The organism is Stenotrophomonas sp. DR822 (assembly GCF_019793815.1).
In the GTDB taxonomy this organism is placed as follows: Bacteria; Pseudomonadota; Gammaproteobacteria; order Xanthomonadales; family Xanthomonadaceae; genus Stenotrophomonas; species Stenotrophomonas indicatrix.
This window is the reverse complement of the sequence record NZ_CP081826.1, coordinates 2,045,463-2,068,627: the sequence shown is the minus strand read 5'-3', so window position 1 is coordinate 2,068,627 and position 23,165 is coordinate 2,045,463. Positions and strand designations below refer to the sequence as shown.

At 66.4% G+C, this 23,165-nt stretch carries 18 protein-coding genes and 1 riboswitch; of the genes, 10 read left to right on the top strand and 8 right to left on the bottom strand.

Translation table 11 applies throughout. The features are described from left to right. Nucleotides 1-11: 11 nt before the first annotated feature. Nucleotides 12-3,212 carry an autotransporter domain-containing protein gene (locus K5K93_RS09630; RefSeq protein WP_222390761.1) on the bottom strand — a complete coding sequence of 1,067 codons (3,201 nt, stop codon included), beginning with the start codon at nucleotides 3,210-3,212 and terminating at the stop codon, nucleotides 12-14. Nucleotides 3,213-3,490: 278 nt separating this feature from the next. On the opposite strand from K5K93_RS09630, the gene glyA reads away from it, so the two are divergent. From glyA to ribD, 5 genes are all read left to right on the top strand, one after another. After that, on the top strand, nucleotides 3,491-4,744 hold the full coding sequence (gene glyA / locus K5K93_RS09625; RefSeq protein ID WP_222390760.1) for a serine hydroxymethyltransferase: 1,254 nt from the start codon (nucleotides 3,491-3,493) through the stop codon (nucleotides 4,742-4,744). Between the two features lie 67 nt (nucleotides 4,745-4,811). Then, nucleotides 4,812-5,240, top strand: a complete 429-nt coding sequence (locus K5K93_RS09620; protein ID WP_222390758.1) for a hypothetical protein — start codon at nucleotides 4,812-4,814, stop codon at nucleotides 5,238-5,240. A gap of 30 nt (nucleotides 5,241-5,270) precedes the next feature. Continuing rightward, entirely contained in the window at nucleotides 5,271-5,714 is a 444-nt protein-coding gene (locus tag K5K93_RS09615) for a hypothetical protein (RefSeq protein WP_222390756.1), read from the top strand. 94 nt (nucleotides 5,715-5,808) lie between these two features. Then, nucleotides 5,809-6,330 (top strand): transcriptional regulator NrdR, encoded by a 522-nt coding sequence (gene nrdR / locus K5K93_RS09610; protein WP_025876654.1) that lies wholly within the window; start codon nucleotides 5,809-5,811, stop codon nucleotides 6,328-6,330. A gap of 164 nt (nucleotides 6,331-6,494) precedes the next feature. Continuing rightward, complete coding sequence (gene ribD, locus K5K93_RS09605) at nucleotides 6,495-7,580, top strand: bifunctional diaminohydroxyphosphoribosylaminopyrimidine deaminase/5-amino-6-(5-phosphoribosylamino)uracil reductase RibD (protein ID WP_222390754.1); 1,086 nt, start codon at nucleotides 6,495-6,497, stop codon at nucleotides 7,578-7,580. Nucleotides 7,581-7,650: 70 nt separating this feature from the next. On the opposite strand, the gene K5K93_RS09600 is transcribed toward ribD, so the two are convergent. The 3 genes from K5K93_RS09600 to K5K93_RS09590 form a co-directional block, all read right to left on the bottom strand. Next, on the bottom strand, nucleotides 7,651-8,292 hold the full coding sequence (locus K5K93_RS09600) for a hypothetical protein (protein WP_222390751.1): 642 nt from the start codon (nucleotides 8,290-8,292) through the stop codon (nucleotides 7,651-7,653). Further along, nucleotides 8,279-9,160 (bottom strand): hypothetical protein, encoded by an 882-nt coding sequence (locus tag K5K93_RS09595; RefSeq protein WP_222390747.1) that lies wholly within the window; start codon nucleotides 9,158-9,160, stop codon nucleotides 8,279-8,281. Before K5K93_RS09595 ends, K5K93_RS09600 begins: the two co-directional genes overlap by 14 nt. Before the next feature lie 149 nt (nucleotides 9,161-9,309). Continuing rightward, a complete protein-coding gene (locus K5K93_RS09590) occupies nucleotides 9,310-9,933 on the bottom strand; it encodes an outer membrane beta-barrel protein (protein WP_105163442.1) in 624 nt (207 codons plus the stop codon). A 241-nt stretch (nucleotides 9,934-10,174) separates the two neighbouring features. Further along, nucleotides 10,175-10,321, top strand: a riboswitch (FMN riboswitch). Between the two features lie 77 nt (nucleotides 10,322-10,398). Between K5K93_RS09590 and K5K93_RS09585 the strand changes: the two genes are divergently transcribed. The 5 genes from K5K93_RS09585 (at nucleotide 10,399) to thiL (ending at nucleotide 14,307) form a co-directional block, all read left to right on the top strand. Then, nucleotides 10,399-11,025: a riboflavin synthase gene (locus K5K93_RS09585; RefSeq protein ID WP_222390744.1), complete on the top strand. Its 627-nt coding sequence runs from the start codon at nucleotides 10,399-10,401 to the stop codon at nucleotides 11,023-11,025. Then, entirely contained in the window at nucleotides 11,022-12,122 is a 1,101-nt protein-coding gene (gene ribB / locus K5K93_RS09580) for a 3,4-dihydroxy-2-butanone-4-phosphate synthase (protein WP_025876641.1), read from the top strand. The genes K5K93_RS09585 and ribB overlap by 4 nt, the downstream gene beginning before the upstream one ends. A 158-nt stretch (nucleotides 12,123-12,280) precedes the next feature. Further along, nucleotides 12,281-12,748 carry a 6,7-dimethyl-8-ribityllumazine synthase gene (gene ribH, locus K5K93_RS09575; RefSeq protein WP_025876639.1) on the top strand — a complete coding sequence of 156 codons (468 nt, stop codon included), beginning with the start codon at nucleotides 12,281-12,283 and terminating at the stop codon, nucleotides 12,746-12,748. Further along, nucleotides 12,745-13,224 carry a transcription antitermination factor NusB gene (nusB, locus tag K5K93_RS09570; protein ID WP_093818893.1) on the top strand — a complete coding sequence of 160 codons (480 nt, stop codon included), beginning with the start codon at nucleotides 12,745-12,747 and terminating at the stop codon, nucleotides 13,222-13,224. Before ribH ends, nusB begins: the two co-directional genes overlap by 4 nt. 120 nt (nucleotides 13,225-13,344) lie before the next feature. Then, nucleotides 13,345-14,307: a thiamine-phosphate kinase gene (gene thiL, locus K5K93_RS09565; protein WP_051562411.1), complete on the top strand. Its 963-nt coding sequence runs from the start codon at nucleotides 13,345-13,347 to the stop codon at nucleotides 14,305-14,307. Nucleotides 14,308-14,413: 106 nt separating this feature from the next. On the opposite strand, the gene K5K93_RS09560 is transcribed toward thiL, so the two are convergent. From K5K93_RS09560 to K5K93_RS09545, 4 genes are all read right to left on the bottom strand, one after another. After that, on the bottom strand, nucleotides 14,414-14,824 hold the full coding sequence (locus K5K93_RS09560; RefSeq protein ID WP_222390740.1) for a hypothetical protein: 411 nt from the start codon (nucleotides 14,822-14,824) through the stop codon (nucleotides 14,414-14,416). 467 nt (nucleotides 14,825-15,291) lie between these two features. Beyond that, nucleotides 15,292-17,688 carry an autotransporter outer membrane beta-barrel domain-containing protein gene (locus K5K93_RS09555; protein ID WP_222390736.1) on the bottom strand — a complete coding sequence of 799 codons (2,397 nt, stop codon included), beginning with the start codon at nucleotides 17,686-17,688 and terminating at the stop codon, nucleotides 15,292-15,294. 334 nt (nucleotides 17,689-18,022) lie between these two features. Then, nucleotides 18,023-20,413, bottom strand: coding sequence for an autotransporter outer membrane beta-barrel domain-containing protein (locus K5K93_RS09550; RefSeq protein ID WP_222390734.1), 2,391 nt, complete (start codon nucleotides 20,411-20,413; stop codon nucleotides 18,023-18,025). A gap of 391 nt (nucleotides 20,414-20,804) precedes the next feature. Continuing rightward, complete coding sequence (locus tag K5K93_RS09545; RefSeq protein ID WP_261311956.1) at nucleotides 20,805-23,099, bottom strand: autotransporter outer membrane beta-barrel domain-containing protein; 2,295 nt, start codon at nucleotides 23,097-23,099, stop codon at nucleotides 20,805-20,807. Nucleotides 23,100-23,165: the final 66 nt, after the last annotated feature.

The window sequence follows — 23,165 nt, the reverse complement described above, 5'->3', positions numbered from 1 at the left end:
CAACCTCCCGGTCAGAACGCCACCGACCAGTCCAGCTGCGCCCCCAGATCGCGCTGGCCATCGCCACGGCGGCCCTGCATCTGCAGCGCCACGCGGCTGTTGTCGGTCGGGCTCACCGCCACGCCGAACTGGGCCAGCGCGCTGCGACGGGCCAGCGGCGCACCGCTGATCGCAAAACCCTGCGTGCCTTCCACGAAGCGTGCATCGACCTGCGGCAGGCGATCGCCGCCCGCCACCTGCCAGCCCACGCGCGCGGTCAGCGCCGCACGATCACGCTGGCCACCGCTGATGTCCCAGTCCGCGCGCAGCGCAGCCAGGCCGGTGCGGTAACGTGCGCTGCCGCCGTTCCACCGCAGGGCACTGTGGCCGCCGTGTTCCTGGCTGCCGTCGCTTTCCAGGCGCACCTGGGCCACTTCGATTTCCGGGGTCAGCTGCAGGCGCGCGCCGCCGAAGGTCCAGCCGGCACGCAGGAACGCGGTCGTGCCGGTGGCGTCCTCGCGGGCGGACAGGCCTTCGTCCAGGCGGGTGCCGACCTTTGCGGTGCGCGTGCTGTCGGTGCGGTAGTCGGCACGGCTGACACCGGCACGCAGGCTCAGGCCCTGCCAGCGGTACTGGCCGTACACGCCGTACTCGGTGCTGTCGGTCTCGCTGCGTGCATCGCGCTGGGCCAGGCGGCTGACCAGCTGCTGCTGGCCGGCGGCCACGCCCACTTCCAGCGATTCACCCAGGCGCCAGCCGGCACCGGCCATGACGCCGTGCTGCGACGAACGCAAGCCGGTGTTGTCCGCGCCGGCATCGGTGCGGCGCTGGCCGGCGTTGCCGCCGATCCAGGCGTGCACGCCCGGGGCGATCTCGGCACCCATCGTGAGACCGTCCAGATGGCGGTCGATGCCCTCGTGCAGGAAGCGGTTCTGCAGCAGTGCGCCGCGGTGCGCGGCATGGATCTCACCGCTCAGGCTGTCGAAGGCCGGCACCACCTCGGCCAGGTCCAGCCGTACCACCGCCTCATACACGGCGTTGCCATTGCCCAGCGCTTCCACCGCGCCGGCCACCGCCTTCTGGTTGGGGTTCACCACCACATCGGGGAAGGCCAGATCGATATCCGGCATGGCGATATCGTTGCGGGCCAGGGTCAGGTAGACGTTGCTGGCGTCGTAGTCCAGCGTGGGGGTCAGGAAGGCCAGCGTGCTGCTCACGCCGGAGAACGTGCCCTGCACGCCCTGCGTCGCGCTCAGGATGGTGTAGCGGGTGCGTGGCTGCCAGTCACCCTCGCTGGCGATGGCCACCGTATTGCCACCCTGCAGCGTTGCGCCGCCGCCCACCTGCACGCGGTCGCCGGCGCCATCGGCGCCCAGATCCACCAGGTAACGCGAGCCGTTCTCCATCAGCAGGCTGCCGGTCATCGACAGCGTGCCGAAGGCCGTGGCCGAACCCGGTGCCAGGGTGGCGCCGTCGCGGATGACGACGTTGCCCAGCTGGCCGTCACCGCTCAGCTCGGTGCCAGTGCCCAGGTCGGCCAGGCCGCCCAGGCGGCCATGCACGTCAAGCGCGCCGGCCTGCACGCGCGTGGTACCGGTGAAGCCGCTGCTGTCGCCCGACAGGCTCAGCAGGCCCGCATCCAGCTTGACCACATCGCCCGCGCCGGACAGCACGTTGTTGAACAGGGTCTGGCCATTGCGCTGCAGCTGCAGCGTCGCGCCCGATGCCACGTCCACCGCGCCACGGATCGCACCGTTGCCAGCCAGCACAAGGGTGCCCTGTTCAATGCGGGTACCGCCGCTGTAGCTGTTGTTGGCATGGGTGGTCAGCGTGCCGCTGCCGGTCTTGCGCAGTGCGCCGGTGCCGGTCAGGCGGCCGCTGAACATCGCATCGACCTGGTCGGTGTCTACCGTGGCGACACCGTCCAGCGCCATTTCAACGTTGCTGGTGAAGGCCTTGCTGGTCAGGTGCAGGGTGCCATCGGCAATCAGCACGTTGGCCGTGCCGGCGCCCTGGTAGATCAGGCCGCCGGCCAGGTTCAACGTGCCCTGCGGACCAATGGTCAGCGAGCCACGGCTGCCGCTGGCGCCGGCCAGGCCCAGCGCGTCGTTGACCGTCAGCGCACCGCCGTCATACACCGACACGCTGCCGTTGCCCTGATTGCCGACGGTCAGGCGGCCCATGCTGGCCGAACTGCCAGCGTCGGCCACGCGGAAGCTGCCTTCGCCCTGCGTGCTCTCACCCACGCCCACGTTGCCTGCGGTCAGTGCGGCGCCGTCGAAGACATTCAGTTCGGCCACCGCGTTCTGGCCCACGGCGATGAAGCCGGTGGTGGCGGTGGTGCCCGCGCCGGTCAGCACCAGCACGCCATCGGGCGCGCCCGGAGTGTGCCGCTGCTGGCCCAGAAGGGTGCTGCCCTGCACGGTCAGCGTGGCGCCGTCGGCGACGGTCATCGTGCCGGTGCCGGAAACGCCGATCAGCAGGTCACTGCTGTTCAACCAGCTCGAATCCTTGCCGGTCACCGTGGCTTCGCCGCGGGCCACGCTGCTGTAGCTGCCCAGACGGGCGACGCCGGTCTGGAAGCTGCCACCGTTACGCACGTTCACCGTGCCCATGCCCTGCGCGCCCACGTGGATCTGGTCGGTGGCAAAGCGCGAATCCTTGTCGGACACTGTCAGCACGCCACTGCTGCCCATTTCCGAGGCCACCCACGTGCCCTGGGCGTTGATCACCTGGCCGCCATCAAGCACGTCCAGGAAGCCGCTGCCTTCATGGCCGACGCCGATGCTGTTGTTGCCGATCCACTGCGAACCGGCGCCGGTCACGGTGACCTTGCCGGTCGAGCCGGCCAGCGTCGCAATGAAGATGGCAGTGCTTTCCAGCACGCCGCCGTTCTGGATGAACAGCTCGCCGCTGCCGCCATGGCCGATGTCCACGCGCCACGAATCAGCCCTGATCGCATCCACCACGACCGGGGTCACGCTGTCGATGTAGGCGTGGTTCTCGACAGTCAGGTTCGGATCGCCGTTGCTCCACGCACCCGGCACATACCAGTTGCCATCGAGCTGGCTCGGATCGCGCACGGTGACCGTCGCAGCAATCGCCGTGGTGGGGCCGCTCATGGCCAGGCCGATCGCCAGGGCCAGCAGGCTGGTGGAAAGAGTACGGGAGGCGCCGGAAGTGCGACGCGGTGCCAGCGTCATTGCCGGCGAAGCTTGGTGCGAATGGGTCACGCGGATTTTCCCCTGTATGGACAGGGCGTATCGGCCGCGCAAGGGAGGGCTTTAGGTTTCTGAATATAAACAATTCAGAGTTGCAAGGAAGCGGGTCACACTTCCGGATATTCCGGGAATGGAGTCGCTGCCCAACACCGCTGCGGATTACACACGCAGGCGCGCCAGCACATCATGCCACAGCGCAATGCCCAAGCCCCTTCCGCTGCGGTCGCCCGGGCCCTCCAGCCCGCTTACAATCGCAGGCCCCGCTGTTCCCTCCCTGCCTGGAGTAACCGATGTTCCCGCGTGACGTCCGCATCGAAACCTACGATCCCGAACTGGCCAAGGCCATCGCCGCCGAAACCCAGCGCCAGGAAGACCACGTCGAGCTGATCGCCAGCGAGAACTACACCAGCCCGGCGGTGATGGAAGCCCAGGGCAGCCAGCTGACCAACAAGTACGCCGAAGGCTACCCGGGCAAGCGCTACTACGGTGGCTGCGAATACGTGGACATCGCCGAACAGCTGGCGATCGACCGCCTCAAGCAGCTGTTCGATGCCGACTACGCCAACGTGCAGCCGCACAGCGGTTCGCAGGCCAACCAGGCCGTGTACTTCGCGCTGCTGCAGCCGGGCGACACCATCCTCGGCATGAGCCTGGCCCACGGCGGCCACCTCACCCACGGTGCCAAGGTCAACGCCTCGGGCAAGCTGTTCAACGCTGTGCAGTACGGCGTCAACGACCAGGGCCTGATCGATTACGACGAAGTCGAGCGCCTGGCCCTGGAGCACAAGCCGAAGATGGTCGTGGCCGGCTTCTCGGCCTACTCGCAGGTGATCGACTGGGCGCGCTTCCGCGCCATCGCCGACAAGGTCGGTGCCTACCTGTTCGTCGACATGGCCCACGTCGCCGGCCTGGTTGCTGCTGGCGTCTACCCGAGCCCGCTGGAACATGCGCACGTGGTCACCTCGACCACCCACAAGACCCTGCGCGGCCCGCGCGGCGGCATCATCATCGCCAAGGGCGCCGACGAAGACCTGGTCAAGAAGCTGCAGTCGATCGTGTTTCCGGGCATCCAGGGCGGTCCGCTGATGCACGTCATCGCCGGCAAGGCCGTGGCCTTCAAGGAAGCGCTGGAGCCGGGTTTCAAGACCTACCAGCAGCAGGTGGTGAAGAACGCGCAGGCGATGGCCAACACGCTCATCGCGCGCGGCTACAAGATCGTCTCCGGTGGCACCCAGAACCACCTGATGCTGGTCGACATGATCGGCAAGGACGTGTCCGGCAAGGACGCGGAAGCCGCACTGGGCAAGGCCCATATCACCGTCAACAAGAACTCGGTGCCGAACGACCCGCGTTCGCCGTTCGTGACCTCGGGCCTGCGCCTGGGCACCCCGGCGGTGACCACCCGCGGTTACCTGGAACAGGACTGCGTGGACCTGGCCAACTGGATCGCCGACGTGCTCGACGCCCCGGCCGATGAGGCCGTGATCGCCCGCGTGCGTGATGCGGTCAGCGCGCAGTGCCGCAAGTACCCGGTCTACGGTTGATCGGGCACTGGGGTCGGAGCCCTTCCCTGCGGGAAGGGTTCTGACCTGGGCACCGGAGTACCCGCGCATGGATGAGCGCCGCCTCAGGTATCTCTATGCAGCCTTGGCTGTGCCATTGGGCGCACCCAGCGTGCTGTTGGGTGGGGCGATGGCGGTACTGGCCATGGCCGGAAGCGTGCTTTCACTTGCCGACGGCACCGTCAACCTGCCCGGGCAGGCATTGATGCTGCTGTGGGGCCTGGCCGGACTCGCCGGTTGCCTCTCCTGGCTTGATCTCAGCTGTGGATACTTGTTCGGAGGACGCAGCGCACTACGCACCCGCAGCCGGGTGCAGTGGGGCGCGCTGCTGCTTGGCATGCTGGCTGCGCTGCCGCTGTTGGGTATAGGGCTGTGGCTGGGCATCACCCATGGCAGCGAAGGCTTCGGTCTGCTGCTGATGGGACCTTCGCTGCTGGTCCCGGCTGGCATGCTGTTGTGGCTGCGACCGCGCGCTTGAAGCGAGCGACCTGCAAGGAGATTCGAACGCATGGATGAGCGCCTGCACAAACGCCTGTACATCGCCCAATGCCTGCTGCTGGGGTTGCCTGCACTGGTGGCCGGTGGTGGCGTCGCCGCCTTCGGCATCTATACCTTCCTGACCCGCCACGGCCTGATGCGCGGCGACGAAGGCGCGGTGTTGTTGCTGTGGGCGCTGGCGGGGGTGATCGGCTTGCTGGCCTGGTTGTGGCTCAGCATCCGCTACCTGCGGCGGGGGCGAGATGGCCTGCGGCACACTGCCCGTATTCCCTGGATCGGCTTGGCGCTGGGCGCGATGGCGGCGCTGGCGGTGATCGGCGTGGTGCTTTTCAGCTTGTTTGCCGGCAGCCCCTGGCAGGTGCTGGGGTATCTGGTACTGGGCGTGCCGCTGCTGGTGCCGACTGCGCATCTGGTGTGGTTGCGTCGCGCTCCGGGCCTTGCCGGACAAGGCTGATCGCTGCCTGCATTTGCTGCAAAACCCCTTCTCAGGTACCTTTGCGACGCTACCACGACCGTGGCAGCAGGTATTTCCCTGAGCCAGGCGTTCAATGCACTGCCCCTTCTGCCAACATGCCGATACACGGGTCATCGACTCGCGCGTCTCCGAAGACGGCGCGACGATTCGCCGTCGGCGTGAGTGCGAGGCGTGCAACGAACGCTTCAGTACGCTGGAAACCGTTGAACTGAAGCTGCCGGCCATCGTCAAGAGCGATGGCACCCGCGAAGCCTTCGATGCCCGCAAGGTCCGCGCCGGCTTTGACCGCGCGCTGCAGAAGCGTGCGGTGCCGGAAGAGAAGATCGAGGCGGCGGTGCGCGCAGTGGTGCACCAGCTGCGCATCAGCGGCGAACGCGAAGTGCCGTCGATCAAAGTGGGCGAGTTCGTGATGAACGAACTGCGCAAGCTTGACCATGTCGGTTATGTGCGTTTCGCCTCGGTCTATCGCAGCTTTGAGGATGTCGCCGATTTCCGCGAGGAAATCGAGAAGCTCGAACGCGACCTGCCTTCCAGCACCGAGCAGCTGCAACTGCTGGGCGATGTGATTGCCCTGACCAAGAAAAAGAAGGGCTGACGGCCTTTGCATCGGTAGCTGCCAACCTTGGTTGGCGCCGTACCGCCCATCCACGCATGGCGTGGATCTACTGGGTCTTGGTTGGCGCCGTGCTGCCCATCCACGCATGGCGTGGATCTACTGGGTCTTGGCTGGCATCGTGCTGACGGCGGTACCATGGCGGCATGAGCCTATCGTTCACCGTCCTTGACCACCTGCACATGGCTGCCGCACTGCGGCTTGCCGAACGCGGTGCCTATACCACCCGTCCCAATCCGATGGTCGGCTGTGTGATCGCCCATGGCGAGCGCGTGGTCGGGCAGGGCTGGCACCAGCGTGCTGGCGGCCCGCATGCCGAAGTGTTCGCCCTGCGCGAAGCCGGCAGCGACGCGCGTGGTGCCACCGCTTACGTCACCCTGGAACCCTGCGCGCATTACGGACGCACGCCGCCGTGCGCACTGGCGCTGATCGAGGCCGGCGTGTCGCGCGTGGTCGCGGCCATGCGCGACCCGTTCCCGAAAGTCGATGGCGGTGGTTTCGATCTGCTGCGCGACGCCGGCATCGAGGTTGCCGAGGGCTTGATGGCGGCGCAGGCGCGCGAACTCAACAAGGGCTTCCTGTCGCGCGTGGAGCGCGGTCGTCCGTGGCTGCGGGTGAAGCTGGCCGCCAGCCTCGATGGTCGTACCGCGATGGCCGACGGCAGCTCGAAGTGGATCACCGGCCCCGCCGCTCGCGAGGATGTGCAGCACTGGCGCGCGCGCGCTGGCGCGATCCTCACCGGCGCCGACACCGTCATCGCCGACGACCCGATGCTGACCGTGCGCCTGGCCGACACTGAAGTCATGCCGCCACTGCGCGTCGTCCTCGATTCCCGCCTGCGCTCGCTGGAATGCAGCCGTGTGCGCGAGGGTGGGGCGCCCACGCTGTACCTGCACGATGCAATGATCAGTCCGCCCGACGCCGCCGACGCGGCCTTTGCCAGCGTAGCCGTCCGCCACGGTCGCCTTGATCTGGGCGCGGTACTGGCACTGCTGGCCGAGCGCGGCATCAACGAGGTGCACACCGAAGCCGGTGCAACGCTGGCCGGCGCGCTGGTGCGTGGTGGCTGGGTGGACGAGTTGCTGATGTACCAGGCGCCAACACTGCTGGGCGACAGCGGCCGCCCGTTGCTGGCCGACCTCGGCATCGACGTGATGGACCAACAGCGCCGCCTGCGCGTGGTCGACCAGCGCCAGGTGGGTGAGGATCTGCGGTTGCTGCTGCGGCCATGAAGAAGGGGACGGAGGGGATTACGTCGTTTGTGGCAAAAACGCCGTAATCCCCTCCGCCCCCTTTTTCAGTTCAACGATCCTCGCCAGGCGGGTGCTCGTTCCACTCGAAGAACGGCAGGAACGCATCGGCCAGTTCGCCCATCAGTGGCGAGGGGTTCTGTACGCGCCAAGCGCCGCCGTCATGATCGCGCTCGAAGGACACGGTGATGATCCTCTCCCGGTCCGGTGCCGTCGCGATCATCTGCGTATACGCGCTCGCCAGTTCGCTCGCCATCTGTGGGGGATGTGGTCCGTTGAATGGCACCGGGTGCTGCCGATAGACGGGCAGCAGGGCCGTCAGGTCCGGCAGGTGGCAACGGTAGTCAACATCGGCGATGTCTGCCTGCGGATGATGCACGCTGCCGACACTGCATCGCACCGATGCCTGGCGCCTGCGCAGGGCGGCGGCGGCCTGCGGCCAATCGGCCATTTCAGGCGCCTGCTCCAGGTGGCTTACGCTCGCCAGCGCCGCCGCGATCGCCGGGCCCTTGGCTGTACCCAGATAGCGGCCCAGCTCGGCCTGGGCGGCGGCATCGCCGTGTACGATCACCTGTGCGTACAGCTCGAACGCGTGTCCGGGCGACGGCGCAGGTGGTGCCGCCAGTGCCGCAACCGGGGCCAGCAATGCAGCCAGCCCCAGTCGCTTCAGCGCGGTGAACTCACGCGCACGCATCGGTCCACATCATCTCGGCCATCGGACGCAGTGCCTTGCACTCCTGCGTCATTTCCTCGGCCGACATCACCTGCGTCTTGGCCTTCAACTCTTCGGTCATCGCATCCACACCGCTGATCTGGTCCGGTGCGATCTTCGCCACGCAGCTGCGGTGCTGCTGCAGCAGCAGATCGCAGGCCGGCACGCCGGTCACCTTCGGTGCCTTGGCTGCTTCAACCTCCTGCATCCAGCCATCGAACGGCGCCAGCGCATCCAGCACCGGGCTCACCAGATCGTCGAAGTTGCTGCTGTACCAGTAGCCCTTGTCCTTGGCGGTGTACAGGGTGAGGGTGCCGGTCACGGCCTTGCGCGGGCCACTCTGCAGGGCCTGGGTATAGGCCTCGGTGAAGCGCGCGCGCGGAGCCTTGTCCTCACCCGTCAGGCTGGCCAGGAACAACGGCTGTGCGCTGCCCAGGTCGGCCAGCTGGCAGCTGAAATCGACCTTGGCGATCTTCTGGTCGTCCACGAATTCGTTGTCTTCCACCGTGCTGCGCGTGGCACGGCACTGCGAGGCCTTCAGCGCCTTGGCGTACATCGCCTCCGCCGCTGCCGGATCGCCCTTCACTCCAGCCACGGCCAGCACCGTCTGCCACGGCTCGGCCAGCGCCTGGGCCATCATGCCCGGCACCGGCGTTACCGAGTCCTGGCCGTCGAAGGCCGGCTTCAATGCATCGTTGAGCGTGCGCGTGGCGGCGGCATCGTCTTCCAGCAATGCGCGTGCGTACAGATCGAAGGTCTGTTCGGGCGTCAGCTGCGCCGGGGCGGCCGCAGCGAACATCGGGGCACACAGCAGTGCGGTGGCCAGCAGGCCGCGGATCGGGGTCTTCATGACGGTGTTCCTGTTCCAGAGGGCGGCAAGCCTAGCGCAATTGTCATTGCATTCGATGGCGTGCCGCAGCCAAGCGTATTGCGCGCGACGGCCAACAAAAAACGGGCCCCTTGCGGAGCCCGTTCGATCGCACGACGAGGATCGGGCAATCAGAAGCTGGCGCGCACGCCGGCCGAGTACTGGGTGACGTCGCGGTAGCCGGAGATCTCGCCCACCAGGCCCCAGGTCCGGGTGAAGTTGATCTGGCCGCCGACGGTGCCGACCCAGGTGCCCTTGAATTCGTTGCCGCCGTCCATGTAACCGGCCTTGATCCAGGCTTCGGTCATGCGCGAAGGCTTGCCACGCAGGCCCATGGTGGCGCGCACCAGGTTGGTGTGGTCCTTCACGCTGAAGCGGCCGTAGTCCACGTCCTTGACGGTGATTTCAGCCTGCTGGCGGACCCAGGCGATGTCGGCGGTGTAGTCCACTCGGTCGCTGAAGGGCATGTGGTAACCGATGCCCAGCTCCGGCTGGTTCAGCTTGAGCTTCATCGAGCCGTAGTCGTAGTCGTACGACTTGCTGGCGTAGTTCCAGCCGCCGAACACGTGCACCTGCTCGGCCAGCGCGATCGAACCGCGCACGTAGCCACCATCAACCTTCGGATCGTTGAACACGTCGTCGTCGGTCTTGACCTGGGTCCAGCCGCCTTCGACGTAGGTGTAGCTCAGGGCGTCGGCGGAGGCCGAGAACGGGGCAGCGGCCAGCAGGGCGGCCACGATCAGGATCTTGCGCATGGGAATTCCTGTGAATTTCAGTCCATTGGCGGCCCACCTGTGCGGCAGTCCGTGGCGACCTCATGTCGTCCGACCGCCGATTTTAATGAAAGTTTTACGAAATGCGAGCGACGGCCGTCACAGGCTCGGACGCGCCCGGGTGGGGTCAGAGCCCTTTCCTGCGGAAAGGGATCCGCCCCCGGGGCATCCGGCCCCGTTCAGCCCGGGCTGTTACACTTGGCAGGCCGGTTCGCCGGTACACAAACGTCTTCAGGGCGGGGTGCAATTCCCCACCGGCGGTAGGTGCGCAAGCACGAGCCCGCGAGCGCCCCGGCCTTGCCGTCGGGGGTCAGCAGATCCGGTCCAATACCGGAGCCGACGGTCATAGTCCGGATGAAAGAAGACGGTGCCACAGGGCCTTTGCGGCCCTGCGCCCGCCTGTTTGCCTTGCGGCGTTTTTCGCTCACTTTTCGCGGAGAACGTTACTTGTTTACTGGAATCATCGAAGGCGTCGGCCGTCTGGCCGCACGCGAATCCATCGGCGGCGATGTCCGCTTCACTTTCAATGTCGGGAATCTGCCGTTCGACAATGTGCAGATGGGCGAGAGCATCGCCATCAACGGCGTCTGCCTCACCGTCATCGCATTCGACGCCGCCAGCTTCCAGGCCGATGCGTCCACCGAGACCCTGGGCCTGACCACGCTGGGCCAACTGGCCGAAGGTGCGGTCATCAACCTCGAGCGTGCCATGCGCCCGACCGACCGCCTCGGCGGCCATCTGGTCAGCGGCCACGTCGACGGCCTCGGCCAGGTCCTGTCCATCCATGAAGATGCGCGTGCCCAGCGCTGGCGTTTCGCCGCGCCGGCCGCCCTGCGCCGCTACATCGCCAAGAAGGGCTCGATCTGCGTGGACGGCGTCAGCCTCACCGTCAACGAAGTGGACGAGGAAGGCTTTGAAGTGGCGCTGATCCCGCACACTGTGGCCAATACCGCGTTCTCCGCCACCGGCGTGGGCAGCGCGGTGAACCTGGAAATCGACCTGGTCGCTCGTTATGTCGAGCGATTGATCGGAGTGCCGACCAACGGTCAGCACCCACAGGGAGATACCCCATGAACTTCGCCCCCATTCCCGACATCCTGGAAGACATCCGCCTCGGCCGCATGGTGGTCATCGTCGATGACGAAGACCGCGAGAACGAAGGCGACCTGATCATGGCCGCCGAGCTGGTCAAGGCCAGCGACATCAACTTCATGGTCACCCATGGCCGCGGCCTGGTGTGCCTGCCGCTCACCCGCACCCGTGCCGCCGACCTCGGCCTGGCGCCGATGGTGCAGGCCAATACCGCGCAGTTCCAGACCAACTTCACCGTCAGCATCGAAGCGGCCGAGGGCGTGACCACCGGCATCTCGGCGCACGACCGCGCGCACACCATCCGCACTGCGGTCAAGCCCAATGCCAAGCCGTCGGACCTGCACCAGCCGGGCCACATCTTCCCGCTGATCGCCCAGCCCGGTGGCGTGCTGACCCGCGCCGGCCACACCGAAGCCGGCGTCGACCTGGCCATGCTGGCCGGGCTGGAACCGGCCGGCGTGCTGGTGGAGATCCTCAACCCGGACGGCAGCATGGCGCGCCGCCCGGAGCTGGAAGTGTTCGCCCGCGAGCACGGCCTGAAGATGGGCTCCATCGCCGACCTGATCGCCTACCGCCTGGCCACCGAAAAGACCGTCGAGCGCGTGGACGAGCGTGATATCGACACCGAGTTCGGTCCGTTCAAGCTGGTCACCTACCGCGACCGCATCGCCCACGACCTGCATTTCGCCCTGGTCCGCGGCACTCCGGATGCGGACACGCCCACCCTGGTGCGCGTGCAGGTGGAAAACCCGCTGGCCGACCTGCTGCACTGGCGCCGCGATGACTTCGGCGTGGCGGCCACCGATGCCCTGCGCGCGATCGCCGCAGAAGGCAGTGGCGTGATGGTGGTGCTGTCGGCCCCGCGCGACGGCGAAGCGCTGTTGGCCCGCCTGCGCCAGCAGCCGGCGCCGGTGGTGCCGGGCAAGGACAAGGATGTGGGCCAGTGGCGCCGCAACGGTGCTGGTGCGCAGATCCTGTCCGACCTGGGCCTGGGCAAGCTGCGCGTGCTGGGCACGCCCCGCCGCCAGGTCGGCCTGGCCGGCTATGGCCTGGAAGTGGTGGAGACGGTTACCCCGTAACCCGCCCGCTGCGCTCGCCGGGCATGGCCCGGCGCTACCCCGGCGCCCCGTAATCCGGTAGCGCCGGGCCATGCCCGGCGGGTCTCCCGGGCCCCCGCCAGCCACGGCCGGGGCCCATCCACGGTAGAATTACCCCTTAATCGAATCCCAAGCCGCATATGAGCCACTACGAAGGCGATCTTCGCACTCCCGAATCGGCGCGCTTCGCCATCCTGGCCAGCCGCTGGAACGCCCGCATCACCGATGTGCTGGTCGCTGGCGCCCGCCAGAGCCTGGCCGGCAACGGCATTGCCGAAGCCAACATCGACGTGATCCGCGTGCCGGGTGCCTGGGAGCTGCCGCTGGTCGCCGCGCGCCTGGCCGCCGCCCATGAACACGCCGCCATCCTCACCCTGGGTTGCGTGATCCGTGGCGACACCCGCCACTACGAACACGTGGCCGACCGCTGTGCCGAAGGCCTGATGCGCGTGCAGCTGGACTTCGGCGTGCCGGTGCTGAACGGCGTGCTGGCCGTGGAGCGCGTGGAAGATGCCGAGGCCCGCGCAGGCGGCAGCCACGGCAACAAGGGCGAGGAAGTCGCACTCGCCGCATTGGAAATGGTCAACCTTCTGGAGCAGCTGCCATGAACAAGAACACCCAGGGCAAGCCCTCCGGTAAACCCGTCCGCCGCGATGGCATCGATCCGGTGCTGCGCTCGCGCGCGCGCCGTCGTGCCGTGCAGGCCATCTATGCCTGGCAGATCTCCGGCGGCAACGCACAGTCGCTGATCGCCCAGTTCGCCCACGAACAGGCCCGCGAAATCGCCGACCTGGCGTACTTCGAAGCGCTGGTACATGGCGTGCTCGACAACCGTCGCGACATCGACGAAGCCTTCGGCCCGTACCTGGACCGTGGCATCGACGAAGTGGACGCGATCGAACGCGCCGTGCTGCGCCTTGCCGGTTACGAACTGCGTTACCGCCTGGACGTGCCGTACCGCGTGGTGATCAACGAAGCCATCGAATCGGCCAAGCGTTTCGGTTCCGAACATGGCCACACCTACGTCAACGGCGTGCTGGATCGTGCCGCCGTGGAATGGCGCAAGGTCGAATCGGGTCACTGACCCACCTGTGGGAATGCCGGCCGCTGGCCGGCAACTGCAGGGATTCTGAGGTTGCCGGCCTGCGGCCGGCACTACCGCCCACCGCGCACGGCGCGGCACGTACAAACGCGGGAGCGCCCCATGTCCCTGGCCGAATTCGCCCTCATCGACCGCATCCGCGCCCGCACCGTCGAGCGCGACGACATCGTGCTCGGCATCGGCGATGACGCCGCGCTGCTGCAGCCGCGCCCGAACGAGCAACTGGTGGTCACCGCCGACACGCTCAACAGCGGCGTGCATTTCCCGGCCGAGACCCCGGCGTTCGACATCGGCTGGAAGACGCTGGCCGTCAACCTGTCCGACCTGGCGGCGATGGGCGCGCGCCCGGCCTGGTGCACGCTGGCGCTGTCGCTGCCCGAGGCCAGCGAAGACTGGATCGATGCCTTCGCCGATGGCTTTTTCGCCCTGGCCGACCAGCACGACATCGCCCTGATCGGCGGTGACACCACGCGTGGCCCGCTGTCGCTGTCGGTTACCGCGATGGGGCAGGTGTCACGCGGCCAGGCGCTGCGTCGTGATCGCGCACAGATTGGCGATGACATCTGGGTCAGCGGCACCCTCGGCGATGCTGCCGGTGCGCTGCGCCTGTGGCAGCAGGGCGCATTGAACGTTACTGCCGCTACCCTGCTGGCCGACTACGAAACCCTGCGCTTGCGCCTGCTGCGTCCCACCCCGCGCGTCACCCTGGGCCTGCGCCTGCGTGCATTCGCGCATGCCGCCGTGGACATCTCCGACGGCCTGCTGGCCGACCTGGGCCACATCGCTGCACGCAGCGGTGTGCGCGCCGAAGTCGATGCCGATGCATTGCCGATGTCGTCGGCACTGCGCGAACTGCTCGGCCGCGATGGCGCCCGTGACTGCGCGCTGCACGGTGGCGACGACTACGAACTGTGCTTCACCGCCGCCGCCGACCAGCGCGACGCGCTGCACTACGTGGCCGAATCGCTGGACGTGCCGATCACCCGCATCGGCCGCATCATGGAAGGGCAGGGCGTGCACACCGAAGGGCACGACGGCCCGAGCGGATACGAGCATTTCGCCTGACACATGAGAACGCCGGGCATGGCCCGGCGCTACCGTGTTGCTCTGGTAGGTGCCAACCAAGGTTGGCACCTACCAAGGGCAGGGCCGGCGCGTGCAGCAGCCCTGCTTACGCCACCCGCAACTGCACATCCACATACTCGGCCAGCCCACGGCAGGCCAGCAGCAACCCTTCGCGCACATCATCGCCCACCTGCTGGTCGGCATCGCCGTCCACGCGTACGCGCTCGATGGCGTGCAGCAGTTCCAGCAGCAAGGTGAGCCCGGCATTCGCGCGATCAATGCGTGCCATCGCGAAACCAAAGCACTGCTTGCGTCCTTTGTCCGGCCACGGCTGGCCGTCGGCGGCGTCCACGTGGCGGATGCGCTGCAGACAGCTGAGCAGCGTGATGCCTTCGTCGGCGTGGGCGCGCATCGTGCTGCCCAACGTGGTTTCCAGTGCTTTGGCCAGATCGTCCGGCAAGCGTTCGACGGCGTCGCCCAGTGTGGCGAACAGATAGGGATAGAGCGAAGAAGTCATGGCGGCGTCCTTGAGTGCGGAGCAAGGGGCCGCCCTCGCGCTGGGCGAGGGCGGCGGACGGTGCGTGGTTGCAATACCGGTGGCAAAAGCGCGAAACGCCGGCGGGTACGAGACCCCCACGCACCGCCCGCCATAGGGCACGGACGGATTGCCTGCCGACGCCGCCCAACAAGGAAAGAGCGACGCCGACAGGCAAGCGTAAACAACGCCTTTGCCAAACGGGATTGCAAGCCCGTGCCACCCGTTGTCGGTGGCGCGCCATGATGTGCACGCAAGCGCTGCTGTACCAATCAGAAAAGTTTCAATTTCGAAAACGTTGCAGACGCGTATCGCATGCGCTGGGCGAAGTCGAGCACGCCCGCGCGTGCCAATTGCGACATTTGTTGTAGCGCCGAGCGCACGCTCGGCGCTACAGAAAGCAGAAAGCAGAACGGCGCCGGATCTCTCCGGCGCCGTTCGTGTTTACATCACCACGTGTAGGCGACGCTCAGATTCGCCGTCGCTTCGCGATACCCGCTGTCACCGCGCATCACCCCGAACCCGCCCCAGGCACTGAAGCCGGAACGGAAGTCCACGCGCGCACCCGCGCTCAGTTCATAGCGGTTGCGCGGGATGCCGGCCTTCAACACTTCGTCGTCGAAGGCGATGCCATTGCCGGCGCCATCGCGGTACCAGTTGGCCGCCAGATACGGGCTGACCGAGGCACCCACCGCCGAGTGGCCTTCACCCTGCAGGCGCAGGCCAGCACGACCGGACAGGCCGCTGTTGCCCGCTGCACGCACCACGGTGCCGTTGGTTTCGGTATGCACGTCGGTCTTCGCATCGGTGTACACCAGCTGCAGTTCCGGCTGCAGGCTAAGCGCGGTGGCGCCGATCTGGCCGATGTTGAAGCGATAGCCGGCTTCCAGCGACGACTGCCAGATGTCCGAGTCGTAACGCTCCTCGGCCAGGCCTTCACCCTGCACGCGGTTGCGGAACTGGCCGCGCTGCACGCTGGCATCCACGTACATGGCGTCGTTGGCCCAATTGCCATACACGCCCAGTGCGCCGCCTTCCACCTTGCCGCGTGCGCTGAAACCAGTCACGTCCGAACGCGAGGTGGCGCTGGACTGCGCAACGGTGCCCATCACACCCACGCGGCCACGGCCGTCATCGAACACCCCAACGTCCGCACCCAGCTGCAGGCGCGAGCGGTCCACGCGCAGGTCCAGCTGGTCATCCACCGCACCCAGCTTGCTCTGCGTGGCGTCAACACGGGCCCAGCCGCGCACGCCGTCGATGGCGGCGGTGCTGCCACCCTGGCGGTCGCGCCAGCCATGGCGCAGCAGCTGGTCCAGCGCGAACTGGTTGGCCAGGTAGGCCCCGGTTTCCGGGCGCAGGATCGGCGGCGGCGGATCCACCGGATCCACCGGGTCCACCGGATCGATCGGCGTGCACTCGGGCAGGGTGGGATCGACCACGCACGGGTCCGGGCCGGCGCCGGTCTGCGAACGCAGGTACCAGTTGCCGTTGGCGTCCTTCACCAGGAAGTACTCGTACTGCCCGCCCACGGCGCGGCCGACCAGGTCGAACTGCGCATTGGACGCACCACCGATGTCGATCAGCTCGATGCCGCGGTCGGTCTGGGCGCCGGCGCCGCCGGCATTGAGCACGCGCACATTGGCCTGGCCGTTGGCATCACCGTTGATGATCAGTTTGTCGGTCGCTGAGCTGTCATCGCCCAAGTGGGTGTTGAACAGCAGGGTGCCGCCCGTGCCATCGAAGGTGTCGACGGTGAGGGTATTGAACGTACTGGCATTACCCAGTGCCACGGTGCCGGTGCTGCCCAGCGCGAGGTGGCCGACATTGCTGTCGCCGGTCATCAGCCAGGTGCTGTCGCCATCAATGCTGGCGCTGGTGACGTTGATGAAGCGGCCGTCGATCTGCGCGCTGTTGCGCAGGGTGACGTCCAGCGTGGCATTGGTTGCCGTGGTCGGATCGAGGTGCACATTGCCGGCCAGGCGCGAATCGTCAACGGTGAACTGGACATCGGTGCGGCTGGAAATCGGCCCGGCGAGACTGGATACCAGCAACAGATTGCCGTCGCCGCCAAGCAGCGTGGAGTTGTTGGCCACAAGGATGTTGTAGTCACTGGCAGTCAGCGGCATGACATGGATGGCAGCGCCCTTTCCCGATTGGACGGTCGAGTTGTCGATACCCAGATCGGCGCTGCCGCCGGCCGGATCGTGGGCCCATAGAAAGGCGCCTGCGTTCTCGCCGAAAATCTGCGAGCCGTTGACGAGGTCCATGCTGCCATACATGACACGAACGCCATTGCCGGTGTTGTAGGCGGGAACGGTGGGATCATTCGATGCCTCGACATGCACCTGCATGGCATCCAGCAAAGCATACCCAGCGCGATCGCCAACACGCGAGACGATATCGACGCCTGCGGTTGGCGTGGGACCACCTGCAGTCCCAGCGGGTACCGTGATCTTTCCGCCGGTCAAATGGGCTTGGCTGTTGCCTCCTTCCAGCGAGACGCTGCCGCCGTAGAAGTCAGTGCCGTTGCTGATGAAGCGTGCACCACCCGACAACGAGACCGTGTTTGCCCCTGTGCCTGTGCTGCTAACGCGACCGCCATCCAGGGTCACCGTCGAGCCGCTGCTGGCGGCGATCTGGTTCATCTGTGCGTTCTGCCCGATCAGGTTCGACCCATTGACCAGTGTCCATGCTTCTGCCGGGTCACCGGCAACGACGGTGGCATTCTGATTGTCCAGGTCGCCGGCCTCGACAGAGCCTGCTGCGAATGCGGTGATGGCCAGCAGCACGGCCTGGGCGAGGGGAAGGCGCGGATTGGCGCGGGAGTCATTGGCGTAGCACATGCGGCTGTCCTGTCAGATGGAAAAGGCTGGTGCAACTGCGCGCTTCCGGGTCTGCTTCTCGACATCGACGTTGGTATAGGTCGAGAGCATGTGAATGAAATATGAAATTGGTGGGAATGACGCTAGCAGATGTCTCTTATGGCTACATTTTCGTCATGCGCTTTGGCCAGTCCCATGCAACTTGTTGTAAAGCCACGGTCGGGGGTGATGCAGGTTCAGCCCCCGGACAGCAGCACGGCACGGGGCGGCGTGAGGCGCCGTGCCGGTGCTGCTTGCGGTGAGGGGCGTCGGACCGAAAAGCAGCCGAGCATGGCGCGGTGCTACTGGAAGCAGATCACCACGTGTAGGCCACGCTCAGGTTCGCCGTCGCTTCGCGGTAGCCACTGTCACCGCGCATCACCCCGAACCCGCCCCAGGCACTGAAGCCGGAATGGAATTCCACGCGCGCACCCGCGCTCAGTTCATAGCGGTTGCGCGGGATGCCGGCCTTCAGCACTTCGTCGTCGAAGGCGATGCCATTACCAGCACCATCGCGGTACCAGTTGGCCGCCAGATACGGGCTGACCGAGGCACCGGCGGCGCTGCGGCCTTCACCCTGCAGGCGCAGGCCTGCACGACCGGACAGGCCGCTGTTGCCCGCTGCACGCACCACGGTGCCGTTGGTTTCGGTATGCACGTCGGTCTTTGCATCGGTGTACACCAGCTGCAGTTCCGGCTGCAGGCTCAGCGCGGTAGTGCCGATCTGGCCGATGCCGAAGCGGTAACCGGCTTCCACGGATGACTGCCAGATGTCCGAGTCGTAACGCTCCTCGGCCAGGCCTTCACCCTGCACGCGATTGCGGAACTGGCCGCGCTGCACGCTGGCATCCACGTACATGGCGTCGTTGGCCCAATTGCCATACACGCCCAGTGCGCCACCTTCCACCTTGCCGCGCGCGCTGAAACCAGTCACGTCCGAACGCGAGGTGGCTCTGCTGCGTGCAGCGGAGCCCATCACACCCACGCGACCACGGCCATTGTCGAACACGCCGATGTCCGCACCCAGCTGCAGGCGCGAGCGGTCCACGCGCAGGTCCAGCTGGTCATCCACCGCACCGAGCTTGCTCTGCGTGGCATCCACGCGGGCCCAGCCGCGCACGCCGTCGATGGCGGCGGTGCTGCCACCCTGGCGGTCGCGCCAGCCATGGCGCAGCAGCTGGTCCAGCGCGAACTGGTTGGCCAGGTAGGCCCCGGTTTCCGGGCGCAGGATCGGCGGCGGCGGATCCACCGGGTCCACCGGATCGATCGGCGTGCACTCGGGCAGGGTGGGATCGACTACGCACGGGTCCGGGCCGGCACCGGTCTGCGAGCGCAGGTACCAGTTGCCGTTGGCGTCCTTCACCAGGAAGTACTCGTACTGCCCGCCCACCGCGCGGCCGACCAGGTCGAACTGCGCGTTGGACGCACCGCCGATGTCGATCAGCTCGATGCCGCGGTCGGTCTTCGCACCGGCACCGCCGGCATTGAGCACACGCACGTTGGCCTGGCCATTGGCGTCGCCGGCGATCACCAGCTTGTCGGTGAGCGAGCTGTCATCACCCAGGTGGGTGTTGAACAGCAGGGTGCCGCCCGTGCCATCGAAGCTGTCGACGGTAAGGGTGTTGAACGTACTGGCATTGCCCAGTGCCACGGTGCCGGTGTTGCCCAGCGCGAGGTGGCCGACATTGCTGTCGCCGGTCATCAGCCAGGTGCTGTCGCTGTCGATGCTGGCACTGGTGACATTGATGAAGCGACCGTCGATCTGGGCCTTGTTGCGGAGGCTGACGTCCAGGCTGCCATCGACCGTGGCGGCGTCGAAGCTGACATTGCCCGCAAGCCGCGCATCATCCACGTTGAACGTTACGTGGCTGGCACCGGGTGTGGCGCTGCCGCTGCGGGAATCGACCTGCAGCAGATTGCCGTTGCCCGCAATCAGCTGCGCACCGTTTGCCACGGTGATGTCAAAGTCGGCCGCTTCGGCGGCGGCCACACGGATCGCGGCGCCGCGGCCAGATGAGATCGTAGAGCCATCAACCACCAACTGCAGGGTGTCTGGCGTGCGGAACGTGCCCATCATTAGTACGCCCACGTTGTCCGCGTCGATGCGCGATCCGTTGACGATGCTTACCTTGCCATTCTGCATGCGCACGCCCAGCCCACTGGCAATGTCGCTGCCGGCGGCGGTGTCTTCCACGCGCATATAGGTAGAGTCGATGATGGCAGATGCACCGGGCAGCGGCGCGCCGGCCGGCGTGCCACCCATCGAGAGGCCGATGCTGAGTGCTTCAGTGGGTGACAGACCATCTTCAGCGGTCACCAGCACACGATTTCCGATCATGTGCGCCATTGAGGCTCCGCTGACGAGGACGCCACCGCCGCGGAGCGTGCTTCCCTCGGACTGAAACAAGGCCGTGCCGTAAAGTGCCACGGCGTGCTGATGTATGCCGCTGCGGCTGATCGTGGCGCGGAAGGCGTCGATTCGGGAGGTGTCGGCGCTGATGGTCTGCGTCTCAGCGTCCTGCACGATCAGAAATGCGTCGTTCTTCAACGTCCACTCCTCGACGGCATCGCCCGGGTGCACGGAGGCGAAAGTTCCGTCCAGGTCACCTGCAAACGCCGCCGTTGAAGGGGCCAGAGCCAGTGCGGCCAACAGGCCATGGACCAGTGGCAGCAGCTTGGGTTGGGAAATGCTGTAGCGGTGACGCATGGGTAGGTCCTCATGGCAGAAGTGGATTGCAGGGCCCGATTGACGCGGGCATCGGCCGAGGCGGCGATTGAGTTCCGCATCGTGCGCAAGTGCGCCTGCGCCGAATTTGCCCATCCATTCGTTCACGTAAGCGGTTTTTTTGGGGCCGTTCATGTGAAGTGGTTGTGATGAGCTGAATTCGCCGGTTCATGTCTTGATCGGCACGAATTCTGGGCGGGACGCTGGCTTCAGCCCATGCAATTTGTTGTAAAGGCCGGATCAGGCTGCTGATCGGGTTGGGCACTGTTCATCGCAGGCGACGCGGGCCCGAGAAGCTGCGGTGCAACAGATCCGCTCGGCGCTACAGAAAGCAGAACGGCGCCGGATCTCTCCGGCGCCGTTCGTGATTACATCACCACGTGTAGGCGACGCTCAGGTTCGCCGTCGCTTCGCGGTAGCCACTGTCACCGCGCATCACGCCAAACCCGCCCCACGCACTGAAGCCGGAACGGAATTCCACGCGTGCACCCGCGCTCAGTTCATAGCGGTTGCGCGGGATGCCGGCCTTCAGCACTTCGTCGTCGAAGGCGATGCCATTACCGGCACCATCGCGGTACCAGTTGGCCGCCAGATACGGGCTGACCGAGGCCCCCGCCGCCGAGTGGCCTTCACCCTGCAGGCGCAGGCCAGCACGACCGGACAGGCCGCTGTTGCCCGCTGCACGCACCACGGTGCCGTTGGTTTCGGTGTGCACGTCGGTCTTTGCATCGGTGTACACCAGCTGCAGTTCCGGCTGCAGGCTCAGCGCGGTGCTGCCGATCTGGCCGATGTTGAAGCGATAACCCGCTTCCAGCGAGCTTTGCCAGATGTCCGAGTTGTAACGCTCCTCGGCCAGGCCATCACCCTGCACGCGGTTGCGGAACTGGCCGCGCTGCACGCTGGCATCTACGTACATGGCGTCGTTGGCCCAGTTGCCGTACACGCCCAGTGCGCCGCCTTCCACCTTGCCGCGTGCGCTGTAGCCGGTCAGGTCCGAGCGCGAGGTGGCGCTGGACTGCGCAACGGTGCCCATCACACCCACGCGACCACGACCGTCATCGAACACGCCCACGTCCGCACCCAGCTGCAGGCGCGAGCGATCCACGCGCAGGTCGAGCTGGTCGTCCACCGCACCGAGCTTGCTCTGCGTAGCGTCCACCCGGGCCCAGCCGCGAATGCCATCCGTCGCAGCGGCGCCACCTTGGCGGTCGCGCCAGCCGTGGCGTAGCAGCTGGTCCAGCGCGAACTGGTTGGCCAGGTACGCGCCTGCTTCCGGGCGCAGTACCGGCGGCGGCGGATCCACCGGGTCCACCGGATCGATCGGCGTGCACTCGGGCAGGGTGGGATCGACTACGCACGGGTCCGGGCCGGCACCGGTCTGCGAGCGCAGGTACCAGTTGCCGTTGGCGTCCTTCACCAGGAAATACTCGTACTGCCCGCCCACGGCGCGGCCGACCAGATCGAACTGCGCATTGGACGCACCGCCGATGTCGATCAGCTCGATGCCGCGATCAGTCTTCGCACCGGCACCGCCGGCATTGAGCACGCGCACGTTGGCCTGGCCATTGGCGTCGCCGTTGATGACCAGCTTGTCGGTCGCTGAGCTGTCATCGCCCAAGTGGGTGTTGAACAGCAGGGTGCCGCCCGTGCCATCGAAGCTGTCGACGGTAAGGGTATTGAAGGTGCTGGCATTACCCAGTGCCACGGTGCCGGTGCTGCCCAGCGCGAGGTGGCCGACATTGCTGTCGCCGGTCATCAGCCAGGTGCTGTCGCTGTCGATGCTGGCGCTGGTGACGTTGATGAAACGGCCGTCGATCTGTGCCTTGTTGCGAAGCACCACATCGAGCGAGCTGTCGGTAAACGAGGCAGGATCGTAAGTGACATTGCCGGCGAGTTGGGCGTTGTCCACCGTAAAGTCGATATCGGCCTGTCCCACAAGGGATCCAACGCTCTGCGCAAGCAGAAGATTGCCGTCGCCAGTAACGAGCTGAGCACCGTTGCGCACCTCGATGTCATAGGTGATGCGAGTGGCAGCGGCTGTACCCGACGGTGCAACGCGGATGGCGGCACCAGTGTCAGATTGCATCCTGGATCTGTCCACGTGCAGCCGGATGGTGTCCGGCATGCCCGGAATATCCCCTCGCCCTGAAAGCAGAGCCGCCGTACGGAAGCCCTCCACGTTCGAGCCATTCTGGATGGTCATCGCTCCCTGCATGAGGCGTACACCGTGACCGCTGTTGATCTCTGGCGCACCGGAATGGTCGTCGGCCCGGATCGTGCTGGAATCGATCAGCACGGATCCGCCATACACGGTGTCAAACGGTCCCGCATGTATCGAAACGCCCCAGCCCTGCCCCATGATCGCACTGCCAACGATGCGTGCCACGGCGTCTTCACGGATGCTCACGGAGCCATCAATAATGTAGCTGCTCTTCATGTCCAGCAACGCTGTTCCATCAAGAGTGACACGCACTACGGCGTTCGGCGCGAAAGAAGCTACGGTGCCATGGTCCAGGATGACCGTTGAATTGGTGGCGGTGATTGATTCCACCTGCCCGCCCGTGACGGTCAATCGCGAGCCGTTCTTCAGCGTCCACGCCTCGGCGCGATCGCCAACGGTGACCTCTGCGTTCTGGTTGTCCAGATCGCCAGCGAGGGCGGACTGCATGGGCAACGCCGCTGTCGCCAGCGCCAACAGAAGCGACTGCGCCAGTGGGCGTCGTGCGGGTAGGGT

Bases quoted from the DNA above. Each gene is read 5' to 3' on its own strand.
- K5K93_RS09550 (WP_222390734.1), bottom strand. From the start codon at position 20,413: ATGCGTCACCGCTACAGCATTTCCCAACCCAAGCTGCTGCCACTGGTC.
- ribD (WP_222390754.1), top strand. From the start codon at position 6,495: ATGAGCCTATCGTTCACCGTCCTTGACCACCTGCACATGGCTGCCGCA.
- K5K93_RS09615 (WP_222390756.1), top strand. From the start codon at position 5,271: ATGGATGAGCGCCTGCACAAACGCCTGTACATCGCCCAATGCCTGCTG.
- glyA (WP_222390760.1), top strand. From the start codon at position 3,491: ATGTTCCCGCGTGACGTCCGCATCGAAACCTACGATCCCGAACTGGCC.
- K5K93_RS09620 (WP_222390758.1), top strand. From the start codon at position 4,812: ATGGATGAGCGCCGCCTCAGGTATCTCTATGCAGCCTTGGCTGTGCCA.
- thiL (WP_051562411.1), top strand. From the start codon at position 13,345: ATGTCCCTGGCCGAATTCGCCCTCATCGACCGCATCCGCGCCCGCACC.
- K5K93_RS09555 (WP_222390736.1), bottom strand. From the start codon at position 17,688: ATGTGCTACGCCAATGACTCCCGCGCCAATCCGCGCCTTCCCCTCGCC.
- K5K93_RS09600 (WP_222390751.1), bottom strand. From the start codon at position 8,292: ATGCGTGCGCGTGAGTTCACCGCGCTGAAGCGACTGGGGCTGGCTGCA.
- nrdR (WP_025876654.1), top strand. From the start codon at position 5,809: ATGCACTGCCCCTTCTGCCAACATGCCGATACACGGGTCATCGACTCG.
- ribB (WP_025876641.1), top strand. From the start codon at position 11,022: ATGAACTTCGCCCCCATTCCCGACATCCTGGAAGACATCCGCCTCGGC.
- ribH (WP_025876639.1), top strand. From the start codon at position 12,281: ATGAGCCACTACGAAGGCGATCTTCGCACTCCCGAATCGGCGCGCTTC.
- K5K93_RS09560 (WP_222390740.1), bottom strand. From the start codon at position 14,824: ATGACTTCTTCGCTCTATCCCTATCTGTTCGCCACACTGGGCGACGCC.
- nusB (WP_093818893.1), top strand. From the start codon at position 12,745: ATGAACAAGAACACCCAGGGCAAGCCCTCCGGTAAACCCGTCCGCCGC.
- K5K93_RS09545 (WP_261311956.1), bottom strand. From the start codon at position 23,099: ATGCAGTCCGCCCTCGCTGGCGATCTGGACAACCAGAACGCAGAGGTC.
- K5K93_RS09590 (WP_105163442.1), bottom strand. From the start codon at position 9,933: ATGCGCAAGATCCTGATCGTGGCCGCCCTGCTGGCCGCTGCCCCGTTC.
- K5K93_RS09595 (WP_222390747.1), bottom strand. From the start codon at position 9,160: ATGAAGACCCCGATCCGCGGCCTGCTGGCCACCGCACTGCTGTGTGCC.